The organism is Mycobacterium sp. ENV421 (genome assembly GCF_002887815.1).
Lineage (GTDB): Bacteria > Actinomycetota > Actinomycetes > Mycobacteriales > Mycobacteriaceae > Mycobacterium.
Genome location: NZ_PDHO01000004.1, coordinates 36,684 through 49,954 on the forward strand (window position 1 = coordinate 36,684; position 13,271 = coordinate 49,954).

General features: G+C 67.7%; 14 protein-coding genes. 9 read left to right on the forward strand and 5 right to left on the reverse strand.

Annotation, left to right across the window (positions count from 1 at the left end; genetic code table 11):
• Nucleotides 1-6: 6 nt before the first annotated feature.
• From CRM90_RS06430 to CRM90_RS06440, 3 genes are all read right to left on the reverse strand, one after another.
• On the reverse strand, nucleotides 7-612 hold the full coding sequence (locus CRM90_RS06430; RefSeq protein ID WP_102806183.1) for a hypothetical protein: 606 nt from the start codon (nucleotides 610-612) through the stop codon (nucleotides 7-9).
• A 159-nt stretch (nucleotides 613-771) separates the two neighbouring features.
• Complete coding sequence (locus tag CRM90_RS06435; protein WP_102806184.1) at nucleotides 772-1,056, reverse strand: hypothetical protein; 285 nt, start codon at nucleotides 1,054-1,056, stop codon at nucleotides 772-774.
• Between the two features lie 103 nt (nucleotides 1,057-1,159).
• Nucleotides 1,160-1,591 (reverse strand): pyridoxamine 5'-phosphate oxidase family protein, encoded by a 432-nt coding sequence (locus tag CRM90_RS06440; RefSeq protein WP_102806185.1) that lies wholly within the window; start codon nucleotides 1,589-1,591, stop codon nucleotides 1,160-1,162.
• A 97-nt stretch (nucleotides 1,592-1,688) separates the two neighbouring features.
• Here CRM90_RS06440 and CRM90_RS06445 point away from each other — a divergent pair, with 97 nt between their 5' ends.
• The 8 genes from CRM90_RS06445 (at nucleotide 1,689) to CRM90_RS06480 (ending at nucleotide 9,768) form a co-directional block, all read left to right on the forward strand.
• Nucleotides 1,689-4,031 (forward strand): Tex family protein, encoded by a 2,343-nt coding sequence (locus tag CRM90_RS06445; protein WP_102806186.1) that lies wholly within the window; start codon nucleotides 1,689-1,691, stop codon nucleotides 4,029-4,031.
• Nucleotides 4,032-4,310: 279 nt separating this feature from the next.
• Nucleotides 4,311-5,417 carry a type III polyketide synthase gene (locus CRM90_RS06450; protein WP_102806187.1) on the forward strand — a complete coding sequence of 369 codons (1,107 nt, stop codon included), beginning with the start codon at nucleotides 4,311-4,313 and terminating at the stop codon, nucleotides 5,415-5,417.
• 5 nt (nucleotides 5,418-5,422) lie between these two features.
• Complete coding sequence (locus CRM90_RS06455) at nucleotides 5,423-5,929, forward strand: isoprenylcysteine carboxyl methyltransferase family protein (RefSeq protein ID WP_102806463.1); 507 nt, start codon at nucleotides 5,423-5,425, stop codon at nucleotides 5,927-5,929.
• A gap of 145 nt (nucleotides 5,930-6,074) precedes the next feature.
• Entirely contained in the window at nucleotides 6,075-6,911 is an 837-nt protein-coding gene (locus CRM90_RS06460) for an SH3-like domain-containing protein (protein WP_102806188.1), read from the forward strand.
• 12 nt (nucleotides 6,912-6,923) lie between these two features.
• Complete coding sequence (gene scnC, locus CRM90_RS06465) at nucleotides 6,924-7,634, forward strand: thiocyanate hydrolase subunit gamma (protein WP_102806189.1); 711 nt, start codon at nucleotides 6,924-6,926, stop codon at nucleotides 7,632-7,634.
• Nucleotides 7,631-7,966, forward strand: coding sequence for a thiocyanate hydrolase (locus CRM90_RS06470; RefSeq protein ID WP_102806190.1), 336 nt, complete (start codon nucleotides 7,631-7,633; stop codon nucleotides 7,964-7,966). Before scnC ends, CRM90_RS06470 begins: the two co-directional genes overlap by 4 nt.
• A gap of 101 nt (nucleotides 7,967-8,067) precedes the next feature.
• On the forward strand, nucleotides 8,068-8,958 hold the full coding sequence (locus CRM90_RS06475) for an acyl-CoA thioesterase domain-containing protein (RefSeq protein WP_233209198.1): 891 nt from the start codon (nucleotides 8,068-8,070) through the stop codon (nucleotides 8,956-8,958).
• Between the two features lie 36 nt (nucleotides 8,959-8,994).
• Nucleotides 8,995-9,768, forward strand: a complete 774-nt coding sequence (locus tag CRM90_RS06480) for an enoyl-CoA hydratase/isomerase family protein (protein ID WP_102806191.1) — start codon at nucleotides 8,995-8,997, stop codon at nucleotides 9,766-9,768.
• A gap of 4 nt (nucleotides 9,769-9,772) precedes the next feature.
• Here CRM90_RS06480 and CRM90_RS06485 read toward each other — a convergent pair whose 3' ends face one another.
• Both CRM90_RS06485 and CRM90_RS06490 read right to left on the reverse strand, forming a co-directional pair.
• Nucleotides 9,773-10,561: a transporter substrate-binding domain-containing protein gene (locus tag CRM90_RS06485; protein ID WP_102806192.1), complete on the reverse strand. Its 789-nt coding sequence runs from the start codon at nucleotides 10,559-10,561 to the stop codon at nucleotides 9,773-9,775.
• A 4-nt stretch (nucleotides 10,562-10,565) separates the two neighbouring features.
• The gene (locus CRM90_RS06490; RefSeq protein WP_102806193.1) at nucleotides 10,566-12,419 is read right to left on the reverse strand and encodes a fatty acyl-AMP ligase; all 1,854 of its coding nucleotides are present in this window, start codon (nucleotides 12,417-12,419) and stop codon (nucleotides 10,566-10,568) included.
• Between the two features lie 57 nt (nucleotides 12,420-12,476).
• Between CRM90_RS06490 and CRM90_RS06495 the strand changes: the two genes are divergently transcribed.
• Complete coding sequence (locus tag CRM90_RS06495; protein WP_102806194.1) at nucleotides 12,477-13,262, forward strand: acyl-CoA thioesterase; 786 nt, start codon at nucleotides 12,477-12,479, stop codon at nucleotides 13,260-13,262.
• The last annotated feature ends 9 nt before the right edge of the window (nucleotides 13,263-13,271 follow it).

Sequence of the window (13,271 nt, forward strand, 5' to 3'; positions counted from 1 at the left end):
CGCGGGCTAGGGCGTCGGTGCGGGCGTCGGCGTGATCGGGGCCGGCTGACCGGGGGCGTTGAACTCATACCCCGGTGGCGGCGGACCGTTCAGCGAGTAATAGCCCGGCGGTAGCGCCGGAGTTCCGGGCGGCGGCGGCTTACCCGGGCCGTACTCACTCGGGGGCGCCTCCGAACCCGGGGCGGTATACGACTTGTATCCGGGCGGCAGCGGCGGCGGCGCTCCGGCGCCAGGTGGCGGTGCGACCGAGCCGCTGGCCGATGCGGACTCGTCGGGCCCGTAGTACGGGTCGCGGACGTTATGCCACATGTCTTTCAGTGAGCCGAGGACGCCGGGGGTGTTCTGCGAACCGTAGCTCGGGTTGGCGATCTCCGGCACCGAGGGGGGCGCCCCGGGTGGCGGAGGTGCGGGCGCGGGTGGAGCCGCCGGATCGACCGGCATCGCCACGGGCTGACCCGGCGGGACCGCGGCTGGATCCGACGGGACCGGAATGGGCGTCGGCGTCATCGGGTCGGCGGCGGCCGTCGCGGCTCCGGCCAGGGCAGCGCCGACGGTGAAGCTCGCGATGGCGACTGCGTGGACAAGTGCCGCGGTGCGGTGCCGTTCAATCATGGATCCGGCGGTCCTCTCGATCTCCCTGCGAAGGGTTGCCCCTTGGCGTAGGGGCATCGTCGCACACATTGGCCGTCGGCGTGCCGGCGGCAAACCGGTGTACTTTCCGACCTATCGCACCGCCGGCACATCCCGTTTCAGCACGCCCCGGTGCCAGAGTCAGACCTGGTTGGTCTCGGTGGTGCCGGTGGCCGATCCCTTGAGGTAGCGGGTGGCAAAGCCGATCGACGCGATCGCCGCCACCACACCGATGACGCCCCACAGGACGATCGGGAACACCAGCGAGCCGAAGATGACGTCGTAGGTCGCCGCCAGGTAGATCGACCAGAGCACCCGGTAGATCGACCAGAAGGCCAGCAGGCCCGTGCTGATGGCGATGTAGAGACTGTGCTGGCGCTCGACGCGGTCGATGTGCTGCGCGATCGGACTCGGCACGATCTTCATGGGGTTCTTCCTCTCGTTGTCCGCCGCCTCGGTGGCGTCGATGAGAGAAGTGAAGAACTACCGGACGGCTACCGATCCCAACTCACACCCGGTCGGCCGGCGGCTACAGCTCGTCGGAGAAGTCAGCGGTCAGCCAACGGTCCGGCCGGATCGTGAACAACACGTTGGCGTGGCCCGCCATCGATTCGAGGAACTGACGACCGCCTTCCTCACCGAGGTAGCGCACCGCGGTCTTTTCCAGGACCTCCGGCGGCGTCGGGTCGGTGGTGTCGACCAGGGTTCCCTCGACCACGACGTAGCGGTACGGCGGCTCCTCGTCCTGAACCACCAGCGTCGCCGCGCCGGCCTCGGCGATCAGCCGGGCCTTGCGCGTCGACGGCCCGGTCGAGATCTGGATGTCTCCACCGGGGGCGTACTGGTACCAGATCGGAATGCTGGCCGGCGGCCGGCCGTCGGTGGTGGCGACGGACAGCACCGCCACGTGTTTGGCGGCGAGGAAATCCTGCCGCTCGGACTCGGTCAGTTGTCTGGGCATATAGCGGCCAACTCCCCGATCTGCGGGGCTATTCCTGCGCGCGCAACACCCCTCGACGGGTCACGGGATTGTCGGCGAGGTTCGGTAGGGTCTGCGCGTGACTTCGAGCCCAACCCTCACATCTGTAAATGCCCGTCTTGCTGAAGAACTCGCCGTCGAAGAGGCCCGGGTGGCCGCCGCGGTCCGGCTGCTCGACGAGGGGGCGACCGTTCCGTTCATCGCCCGCTACCGCAAGGAAGTCACCGGCAGCCTCGACGACGGCCAACTCCGCGACCTCGAGGAGCGGCTGCGCTATCTGCGCGAGCTCGACGAACGGCGGGACGCGGTGCTCGCGTCGATCGACGAGCAGGGCAAGCTGACCGACGAGCTGAGGTCCGCGCTGCTGAGCGCCGACACGAAGTCGCGGATCGAGGACATCTACCTGCCGTACAAGCCGAAACGGCGCACCAAAGCCCAGATTGCCCGGGAAGCCGGCCTGGAGCCGCTCGCCGATCGGCTGCTCGCCGACCCGGCCATCGCTCCCGAAGCCGCGGCCGCCGGATTCCTCACCGCCGATGTCGCCGACGCCGCGGCGGCACTCGACGGTGCGCGGCACATCATCGTCGAACGGGCGGCCGAGGACGCCGAGCTGGTGGGTGCGATCCGCGTCAAGTTCTGGGCCGAGGGCGCGGTGCGGACCGCACCGTTTTCCGACGAGGCCGCGAAGACCCCAGCGGCACAGAAGTTTCGGGACTACTTCGACTTCACCGAGCGGCTGGAGGACATGCCGTCGCACCGGGTGCTGGCGGTGATGCGCGGCGAGAAGGAACAAGCCCTCGCCGTGCGCTTCGACGGCGGCAGCGACGACGCCTACGAGGTAATGGTCGCCGACGCCCTCGGCGTCGATCTGACCGCCACAGCGGCGGCCACCCCATGGCTGGCCACCACGGTCCGGTTGGCCTGGCGCACCCGGCTGATGATCTCCGGTGCGGTCGATGCCCGGATGCGGCTGCGTCAGCGCGCCGAGGAGGACGCGGTCGCCGTCTTCGCCAAGAACCTCAAGGATCTGCTGCTGGCGGCACCTGCCGGTACCCGCACCACCCTCGGGCTCGATCCGGGGTTTCGCACCGGGGTCAAGGTCGCCGTCGTCGACGATACCGGCAAGGTCCTCGAAACCTGTGCGGTCTACCCGCATCAGCCTCAGCGCCAATGGGATTCGGCCAAGGCGGCCCTGGCCGCTCTGGTTGCCCGGCACGGCGTCGAGCTGATCGCGATCGGTAACGGCACCGCGTCGCGGGAGACCGATGCACTGGCCACCGAACTCATCGCCGACATTCGCGCGGCGGGAGCCAGCGCACCGACGAAGGCCATGGTCAGCGAGGCCGGCGCGTCGGTGTATTCGGCGTCGGCCTACGCCGCCCGTGAGTTACCGAGTCTGGACGTGACGGTCCGCGGTGCCGTGTCGATCGCCCGCCGCCTGCAGGATCCGCTGGCCGAACTGGTGAAGATCGAACCGAAGTCGATCGGTGTCGGCCAATACCAGCACGACGTCACCCCCGGCACCCTGGCCCGCAGCCTCGATGCGGTGGTGGAGGACGCGGTGAACGCCGTCGGGGTCGACCTGAACACGGCATCGGTTCCGCTGTTGTCGCGGGTGTCGGGGGTTTCCGAGTCGCTGGCCGAAGCGATCGTGGCCTATCGCGAAAAGACCGGACCGTTCCGCAGCCGCACCGCCTTGCTCGACGTTCCCCGGCTGGGCCCCAAGGCTTTTGAACAGTGCGCCGGCTTCCTGCGAATTCGCGGCGGTGACGATGCCCTCGACGCATCGGGTGTCCACCCGGAGGCTTATCCGGTGGTGCGGCGCATCCTGGACCGTTCGGGCATCACGATGGCCGAACTGATCGGCAACGAACGAGCGTTGCGGACACTGCGGCCCGCCGACTTCGCCGACGATCGCTTCGGCGTGCCCACGGTGACCGACATCCTCGCCGAGTTGGAGAAGCCGGGCCGCGATCCGCGACCGGCCTTCTCCACCGCGACGTTCGCCGCCGGTGTGGAGAAGGTGGCCGATCTCAAGGTCGGCATGGTGCTCGAAGGTGTGGTGACCAATGTCGCGGCGTTCGGTGCCTTCGTCGACGTCGGCGTCCATCAGGACGGTTTGGTGCATGTCTCGGCGATGTCGGATCGATTCGTGTCCGATCCGCATGAGGTGGTGCGCTCGGGCCAGGTGGTGCGGGTGAAGGTCGTCGACGTCGATGTCGATCGCCAGCGGATCGGGCTCACCCTGCGCCTGGGCGATACGCCCAAGCGTGATCAGCCCAAGCGCGCAGAGCCGGGCACCCGGCCTGCCCCGAGCCGCGATCGACGCCAGCCCGCCCGCGCCGATCATGGACGGCGCGACGACAAGCGCTCCTCCGGTTCGATGGCGCAGGCGCTGCGCGACGCGGGATTCGGTCGGTAAGCCGGAGCCGGTCCGACCGTGCACGAAATGCCGCCGATAAACGTTCACCGTTCCCCGGATTCCCAGTGCACCCGCAGTCGGTATTCAATTCACTACCAGATTCGGACACGTTCCTGGGATTTCTCAGGCGGCATTTATGTATTACCCGACCTGCTGTAATAAAACTCTGCTGAACTGCGCTTATACCCCCACATTAATGACAATTCGCCGCGCTGTGCGATATTTCACCGCACGGGTCTGACACGGAATTCGTAGCCGAATTCACGCGCTGATGCGGCCATGACAGATACCGCTTTTTCCGAATCCCTCAACCCGATCGCGGTCCGCCGGCACGGCGATCCGCGCGTGACCGGCACCGCGGTGGCGTTCACCGAACATCGGTACAACCAGGACGAGGTGTCAGCTCAGCTCACCTCGTTCGCCGAACCCGGCTTCGCTCGGTTCGCGGCCAGCAGCGGGGTCGAATACCGCAGTCTGGCACTGCCGTTGGAGCGCTACCCGCGGCTGACCGGTTTCACCGAGGCCAACGCGGCCTACCTCGAGGTGGCCGCGGAGCTCGGTGAGCAGGCCGTGCGGCGGGCGCTCGACGCCGCTCACGTGCGTCCCGACGAAGTCGACGCGATCGTGACCGTGTCGAGCACGGGCGTGGCGGTGCCGACCATCGATGCCCGGATCGCGTCCGCGGTGGGGTTGCGTCCCGACGTCAAACGCATCCCGCTGTTCGGGCTCGGTTGCGTGGCCGGTGCGGCCGGGCTGGCCCGGGTGCACGATTACCTGCGCGGCTTCCCCGATCAAGTCGCTGTGTTGTTGTCGGTGGAACTGTGTTCGCTGACGCTGCAACGCGACGACACGTCGATCCCCGCACTGATCGGTGTGTGCCTCTTCGGTGACGGCGCGGCGGCCGTCGTCGCCGCCGGAGCCGATCGGGTGCCGGCCGGACTCCCCCTTCATCCGGGCCCGCGGATCCTCGCCACCCGTAGCAGGCTGTTCGCCGACACCGTCGACGTCATGGGCTGGAACGTCAGCTCCAGCGGATTCCAGCTGGTGATGTCACGTGACGTGCCGAAGATGGCCGACGACCATCTGCGCGACGAAGTCGACCGGTTCCTTGCCGACCACGGGTTGACCACCGCCGACATCTCGACGTGGGTGTGTCACCCCGGCGGGCCCAAGGTGCTCGACGCCATGCACAACGCGATCGGCATGCCACCGGAAGCGCTGCGGCACAGCTGGCAGTCGATGCGGGACAACGGCAACATCTCCTCGGCATCGGTGCTCGACGTCCTCGACCGCACCGTCGCCGACGGCCCCACGGCGGGCTCACTGGGACTGATGCTGGCGATGGGGCCCGGCTTCAGCTTCGAGCTGTTGCTGCTGGGCTGGTGAGCGAGATGAGTGTCTACTACCTGTTCATCCTGCTGATCGCCGTCGAGCGGCTCGTCGAGTTGGTGGTGTCCCGTCGCAACGCCCGATGGTCGTTTTCCCAGGGCGGCAGAGAATTTGGGCGGGGACACTATCCCGCGATGGTGACGATGCACACCCTGCTGCTCGCGTCGTGCGTGGCCGAGGTGGCGACTCAGCACCGGCCGTTCCTGCCCTGGCTCGGTTGGCCGATGCTGGCCGTCGTCGTGGCCAGCACAGTGGTGCGCTGGTGGTGTGTGGCTGTGCTGGGCAAGCACTGGAATCCCCGGCTGATCGTGATCAAGGGCGCTCCCCTGGTCAGCAATGGACCGTACCGATGGCTGCATCACCCGAACTACACGGCCGTCGCAGCCGAAGTGGCCGCGCTGCCGCTGGTGCATTCGGCCTGGGTGACCGCGATCGTGTTCAGCATCGCCAACGCTGCGGTACTCACCGTGCGGATTCGTGCCGAGAACACCGCGCTGGGGTATGCCTGAGGCCCGGCCGAAATTGTCTCGGCTGTCAGAGCCGCTGAATCGCAACGCCTTTCGACGGTGAGGCCATTTCAGCTGCCCGCGCGGGCCTCCGGTGCTACGTTGGGTTCTTGTTGACGTTGTGCACCGCCACATCAAGGGGCCTTCGATGAGCACTGCTGCCGAACGCGCCGACCAGCTTGCCTTGGTGGCCCGGCTCAAGTCCGCGTATCCGGAACTGCCGGATGCTCCCACCCCGGATCTGCTCGACCACGCCAGGTTCGTCGCCTACATGAAGCCGGTGCACGATGTCGGCGGCGAACCGGACGCTCCGATGAAGTACGAGAACAAGGATTACGAGTACTGGGAGCACATGACGTACGTCATCTGCGAAGTGCTCGCGTGGCGCGGAATCTGGCTCTCGGAGGAACGGCGCAGGATCGGCAACGTCGACGTCCAGCGCGCCGTCTACCTCGGCTTCCCGTACTACGGCCGCTGGCTGCTGTCGGTGGCCCGGGTCCTGATCGAAAAGCACCACATCGGTCTCACCGAACTGACCGAGCGGATGGCGGAGGTCAAGGAGCGCTACGCCGGCGGCCTGGCGGGAAAGACTCTGGCGGCCAAGCCCAAGTTCGAAGGCGACGGATCGCAGGTCAAGCGAAACAGTCACATCGTGCACGCCCAGGGCAAGGGTGATCCGCAGGTCTACGCGGGTAAGGCCGGCGAGCCGAGGTTCAAGGTCGGCGACGCCGTCGTCGTGCGCGAACTTCCGGTGCTGTTCTACACCCGCACCCCCGAGTATGTCCGCGGCGCCACCGGGGTCATCGACGCGGTGGCCTATGAGAGTCCGGCCGCCGAGGACGAGACGTGGGACATCCCCGACGCCAAGCCCGAATGGTTCTACGTCGTCAAATTCAGCATGTCCGAGCTGTGGGACGACTTCAACGGCCCGGACAGCGACAGCTTGCGCACCGAAATCCCCGAGCACTGGCTTGCGCCCGCATAGGAACGGACGGACATGACCGATCACGATCACGATCACGACCACGACCGCACCGTCAAACCGATGGTCGATGAGATCACCGACTTCGAGGTGCTCGAGATCGCGCTGCGCGAATTGTGCATCGAGAAGGGCATTTTCACCGCCGAGGAGCACCGCCGCTTCACCGAGTTCGCCGAGCAGATCGGCCCAACACCGGCGGCTCGCCTGGTGGCCCGCGCGTGGCTGGATCCCGACTTCAAAGCCCTTGCCCTCGCCGAACCGATGACCGCCAGCAAGGAGGTCGGTGTCGACTGGCTCGAGCCGACCGGCTTCGGGACCCCCAGCGACTTCACCGCATTCCAGATCCTCGAAGACACCCCGGCCGTGCACAACGTCATCGTGTGCGCCCTGTGCTCCTGCTATCCGCGGCCCATCCTCGGCAATTCCCCCGAGTGGTACCGCACACCGAACTACCGGCGGCGGCTGGTGCGCTGGCCCCGGCAGGTTCTCGCCGAGTTCGGCCTCTACCTGTCCGACGACATCGAAGTCCGCGTGCAGGATTCCAACCAGAAGCACCGCTTCATGGTCATGCCGATGCGACCCGAGGGCACCGACGGCTGGAGCGAAGACCAGCTGACCGAGATCATCACCCGCGACTGCCTGATCGGCGTCGCGCTGCCGAAGCCTGGGGTGACCACCAACGTCATCACCGACACCCGGCCCGCCATGCATCCGGTCGGCGAATGAAACCCGAGCCGTTACAACAGATCGTCGACCGCAACCAGGTCTGGCCGGTGATGGCGGCCAAATACGGGGTGGAGAACCCGGTGCCGCCGTGGAAGACCAGCCTCGACGGGCTGTGTGACGCACTGGATCACGCGGCCTGCGAGGCCGACCTCCCGACGTTCAAAGAGCGCCGCGACGAGGAGGACGATCTGTCGGCCACCGAGTACTCCGACCTGCCCTACCCCGAGAGCCAGCTGGTCTCGTTGGCACACTCGCTGCTGTCCCGGGGTGTCATCACCGAAGACGAACTGCAACAACGTCTTTCCGCCGTCCGCGCCCGCCTGGAGGCCTGACACCTGCGGGCATGTCCCCCGATCGGTGGACATCTCATTCATCCGGTGCTGGGGCCGATCGGTGGATATCCCGGGAGGCCACCCCGGGTCATAGTTGCCTGGTGAGCCGTCAAGAAAGCGGCGGCTCCCCGACTCAGAGGATGGCAACGATGAACAGCGGCATGGTCTTGTCGAAGCGCACGGCAGCGGCTTCGAGCGCAATCGGTATCCGCCCAGCGTATTTCGTCCAGCACGGAAACGGCATCTTCCGCCCCACCCCGTCGGCGGCGGCCTCCTGGAGCGAGGGTCTGCTCAGCGGTCAGGCGATCGCCGGGCTCGCGGCATCGACGCTGGAACGCAAGTACGGCAGCGTCGGGTACCTGCCCACCCGGCTGACGCTCGACCTGCTCAAACCTGCCCGTGCCGTCCCCACCCATACTCAGACGCGGCTGATCCGGCACGGAAACCGGATGCGGACCGCCGAATGCGACATCATCCAGGACGACTGGATCGTGGCACGCGCAACGTTGTTGCAATACCGACTGTCTCAGACCCCGGATGGGACGGACACCGCGCCCGCACAGTCCGCCGGCTCACCGCGCGACACCGAGGATCACGCCCTCTACGTCGACGACGACGGAACCGGCTGGAGCCCCATGGGCGAGCAGAACACTGCCGGACGCAAGCGCGCGTACTACGGCGGTCTGGACGCCGTGGCCGGTCTGCAGGCCACGCCTTTCGTCCGTGCGGCGGTGGTCGCCGAGGCGGCCGCGAACCTGGTAACCAATCTGGGCACCGGTGAAATCGGCTACATCAACGGAGACCTCACGGTGGCCCTGTCGCGGCTGCCCCGCGGCGTGTTCATCGGCGTGCAAGCCGACACCCACTTCGCCGAGAACGGAGTGTCGGTGGGCAGCGCCACCCTCTTCGACGATGCGGGCGCATTCGGCACCAGCATGGTCACCGCGGTCGCGAATCCCGCGGGCCGCAGGGGCACCCGCCCGCGCGACTGAGCATCGGGCGGCCCCGGCCGAAACTAGAGTGCAGCAATGAGCCTCGTCACCTATCAGCTGGAAGACCACGTCGCGACGATCACCCTCAACCGGCCCGAAGCCCGCAACGCCATCAACGGCCCGCTCCGCCAGGACATCAATGCCGCATGGGATCGGTTCCGGGACGAACAGGACGCCTGGGTGGGGATTCTGACCGCCAACGGTGACGTCTTCTGCGCGGGTGGTGACCTCAAGGACGGCGAGGGCTCGGTGGGCACCTTCGGCGGGACCTTTTGGGAGAAGCCGACGATCAATTCGTTCGAGTCCGGCATGGAACTCTTCAAGCCCACGATCGCCGCCGTGCACGGCCCCTGCGTCGGCTACGGGGTCACCGGAATCCTGTTCTGCGACTTTGTGATCGCATCCACCGAAGCCACGTTCAGCTTCCCCGAGGTGGCCCTCGGCGTGCCGACCATCGTCGGTGCCATTCGGTTGCCGCACCGCGTCGGTTGGGCCAACGCGATGGAGCTGCTTCTCACCGGCAAGCCCATCAGCGCCGAGTGGGCCAAGGAGATCGGGCTGGTGTGGAAGCTCGTCGAACCCGAGGATCTGCAGGCCGAGGCCCAGGCCTGGGCCAGAACCTTGACCGAAGCCGCGCCGCTGGCGCAACGAGCCACCAAAGAAGTGGCGTGGCGGACCGCCGACATGGGCTGGATCGAGTCGGTGCGCTTCGGCGAGGTGATGCGCAAGGTGGCGGGGGCGACCGAGGACGTCGGCGAAGGCCTGCAGGCCTGGCGGGAGAAGCGAAAGCCGCAGTGGAAGGGCCGCTGAACCCCTAAGTCGGCGGGTCGGGCGCCGGCGCGTGCAGCCACCGTTCGTAGCTGCCGGCGTAGGTGCCGTCGTGGAGCGCACCGGCCAGCCATTCGTCGGTCGCGGCGGCGATGGGGCTGCCCTTGGGCAGCAGATAGGCCTTGGCCTCGGAGGTGAAGGGGTCCGCGGGGTGCTGGGCCACCAGCTCGGGGTGCAGCGACGCCTGGTAGATGGCTTCGATGGCGTCGGTGACCATGACGTCGGCGCCCCCGGCGGCGAGTTGCTCGAAGATGGTGGTGTTGTCCGGCCAGATCGTGAGCTGCGCTTCGGGGAAGTGGGTGCGAGCGAATTGTTCGTTGGTGCCGCCGCTGTTCTCGATGACCCGCACACCGGGCTGGTTGATCTGCTCGATGGTCGCCAGCCGCTCGGCCTCGGCCGCCGGGACCAACGCGGTCTTGCCGCCGGCCAGGTAGGCCCGGGTGACGTCGACGACGCGGCGGCGCTCGGGGGTGTCGGTGATGCCGCCCATCGCGATATCGCATCGGCCCGGTGAGGTGAGGTCCGCGACGAGGGTCGACCATGTGGTGGGCACGAACACCGCGGTGCGTCCGAGATGCTCGGCCAAGTCGGCGGCCATGTCGATGTCGACCCCGCTGTACTGTCCTGTCGCCGGGTCGCGGTAGGTCAGTGGCCGGTAGTCGCCGGTGGTGCAGACCTTCAGGGCGGCCGGGCCGCCAGCCCAGGCGACCGACGGCGCGACGCAGGCGGTGAGCGCCACGGTCATGGCGAGCGCACCAAAGGTCAACGGCCGCATACGATCACCGCACTCGCAGCGCATCGGAGAGGTATTCGGTGCGGCAGGCCCGCCGGGCCAGTTTGCCGCTGGTGGTGCGCGGGATGGCGCCTGCGGGCAGCAGCCGCACGTCGGCTGCCTCGATACCGTGACGCTCGACCACCGCCGACCGGATGGCTGCGATCGCCGTTGCCGGGTCGCTGCGACTGGTGCCAGCCGCCCGTTCGGCGATGACCACCAGCCGCTCGGTGGTGTCTTGCGTTGTCGCACCGGGCATCTGGTTCGCCGGAACGGTGAACGCCGCCACGTACCCGCGCCGGACAAGAGCCGAGGAATCCGCGGCGGTCTTCTCGATGTCGTGCGGATACAAGGTGCGGCCGTTGAGCACCACGATGTCGGCCAGGCGCCCGGCGACGTAGAGTTCGCCGCCGTAATAGAAGCCGAGGTCGCCGGTGCGCAACCAGGCGGCGTCGGCGGGCACCTCGCCGGCGTGGCCGCCCTCGGACCGCCGGTGTGTGAGCTTCGCCCCGAAGACCCGGCGGCTCTCGTTCGGCTGGCCCCAGTAGCCGCGGCCGACGTTGTTGCCGTGCAACCAGATTTCACCGACCCGGCCGTCGTGCAGCTCTGCGCCGGTCGCCGGGTCGACGATCGCCGCCCACAGGCTGCGCGCCACCTGGCCGCACGACACCTGGGTGACCGCATCGGCGTCCTCGCCGGCTTCCTGCGCCTCTCCCTGCGCCAACCGCTCGCGATCCAGGCGAATGACGGTGGGCCGGGCGGTCGGTGCGATGGTCGCGACGAACAGGGTGGCCTCGGCGATGCCGTAGGAGGGTTTGAACGCGGTCGCCGGCAGACCGTGCGGTGCGAACGCCTCGGAGAACGTCGTGATGGCGTCGGCACTCACCGGTTCGGACCCGATGATCATCACCACATTGCTCAGATCGATGTCGTCACCGGCATCGGGGACGCCGCGCGCAGCGGTCCACTCGTAGGCGAAATTCGGTGCGGCGGTGATGACATGGCCGTACCGGGAGGCATCGGAGAGCGCCCGGATCCAGCGTTGCGGCCTGCGGATGAAGGCGGTCGGTGACAGCAGGGTGGAATGTCCGCCGTACACCGTCGGGAAGCCGATCATCGACAAGCCCATGTCGTGGTACAGCGGTAACCAGCTGACGCCGTGGGTATTTCGATCGAGCAGGTCGATGGACAGGATCATCTGGATCAAGTTGGTACCGACGGCCCGGTGGGTGATCTCCACGCCGGCCGGCGGCCGGGTCGAGCCCGACGTGTACTGCAGATGCGACACGTCGTCGACGTCGACAACGGTCTCGACGAAGTCGGCACCGGCGGAATCGGGAATGTCGTCGATGACGAGCAGCCGCGGTTGCCGAGCCGATGGCAGCTTGGCCAGAAATCCGCGCACACTGTCCGCGGCGGCCGCGGTGGTGAGCACCAGGGCGGGCTGCGAATCACCGAGCGCGGTGTCGAGACGTTCGGCGTGGCCGGGCAATTCGGGAGCGAACAGCGGCACCGCGATGGTTCCGGCCTTGATCGCGGCGAAGAAACCGGTGATGTAGTCCAGCCCCTGCGGCGCCAAGATGGCGACCCGGTCGCCGCGGGCAGCGCTGCGCTGTACCTGGGCCGCGATCGCGCGCAGGCGTTCACCGAGTTGTGTCCAGGTCAGCTCGAAGACCGCCGGTTCGGCCGAGCGGCTGTAGTCGAGGTAGCGGTAGGCGATGGTGTCGCCGACGTTGGCGATGTTGCGGTCGATCAACGAGATCAGCGTCACGCCCGGCGGTAAGACGACGTTCCCGTCGGCGTCCAGGCAGTCTTCGATCCGCAGCAGACCCTCTGGTGCGTCGACGTGGCCGCGGTCCATGCCAGGAGTCTAGGACGCTATCGTGAGTGCGATTTTCGACGACGACCCGAGGAGAGCATGTCGAGCTGGATCGCCGAGCTGGTCCAACTCGACCGCAGCGGGCACACTTTTCGAGCGTCAGCGTCTTACGGTGCGGGTCCCCGTCTCTTCGGCGGGTTGATCGCCGCGCAGGCGCTGGCGGCCGCGGGCGCCACCGTGGAACCCGGCCGGCTGCCGCAGTCGCTGCACGCCTACTTCATCAAAGGCGGCCGGATCGGCGTCGACATCCACTTCACCGTCGAGATCACCCGGGACGGCCGTTCTTTCAACACCCGCCGTGTCACCGCAACACAGGACGGCGTCGCGATATTCGAGATGCTGGCGTCGTTCCACCAACCGGAGACGACCACCGACTGGCAGCTGCCGCAGGAACCACGGGTGCCGCTGACGGAGGCGACGATTCTCACTCGACTGCCGGTCGAGTGGGCCGATCACTTCGACATCCGGCTCGCACCCGGTCCGCAGAGTCGCGTCGAATGGCCCACCCAGCCGTTCTGGTTCCGCACCCGCGAGCCCGTCGAGGACGATCCGCTGCTGCGGGCCTGCGCGTTGACCTTCATCTCTGACCTGGGCATGGTGTCCTCGGCGCGGCCGCCGGGCCCGGAATTTCCCGGTCCGGGCGGTGCCGCCAGCCTCGACCACGCGGTGTGGCTGCACCGGCCGACCGATCCCCACCAGTGGCATCTCTACGACGCCACCGCGATAAGTCACAGCGACGCGCGGGGGTTGGCGCACGGCTCATTTCAGCGTGATGACGGTACCCTGATCGCCAGCGTCGCCCAGGAATCTCTCTGGCGAACCTGAGCCCAGCTT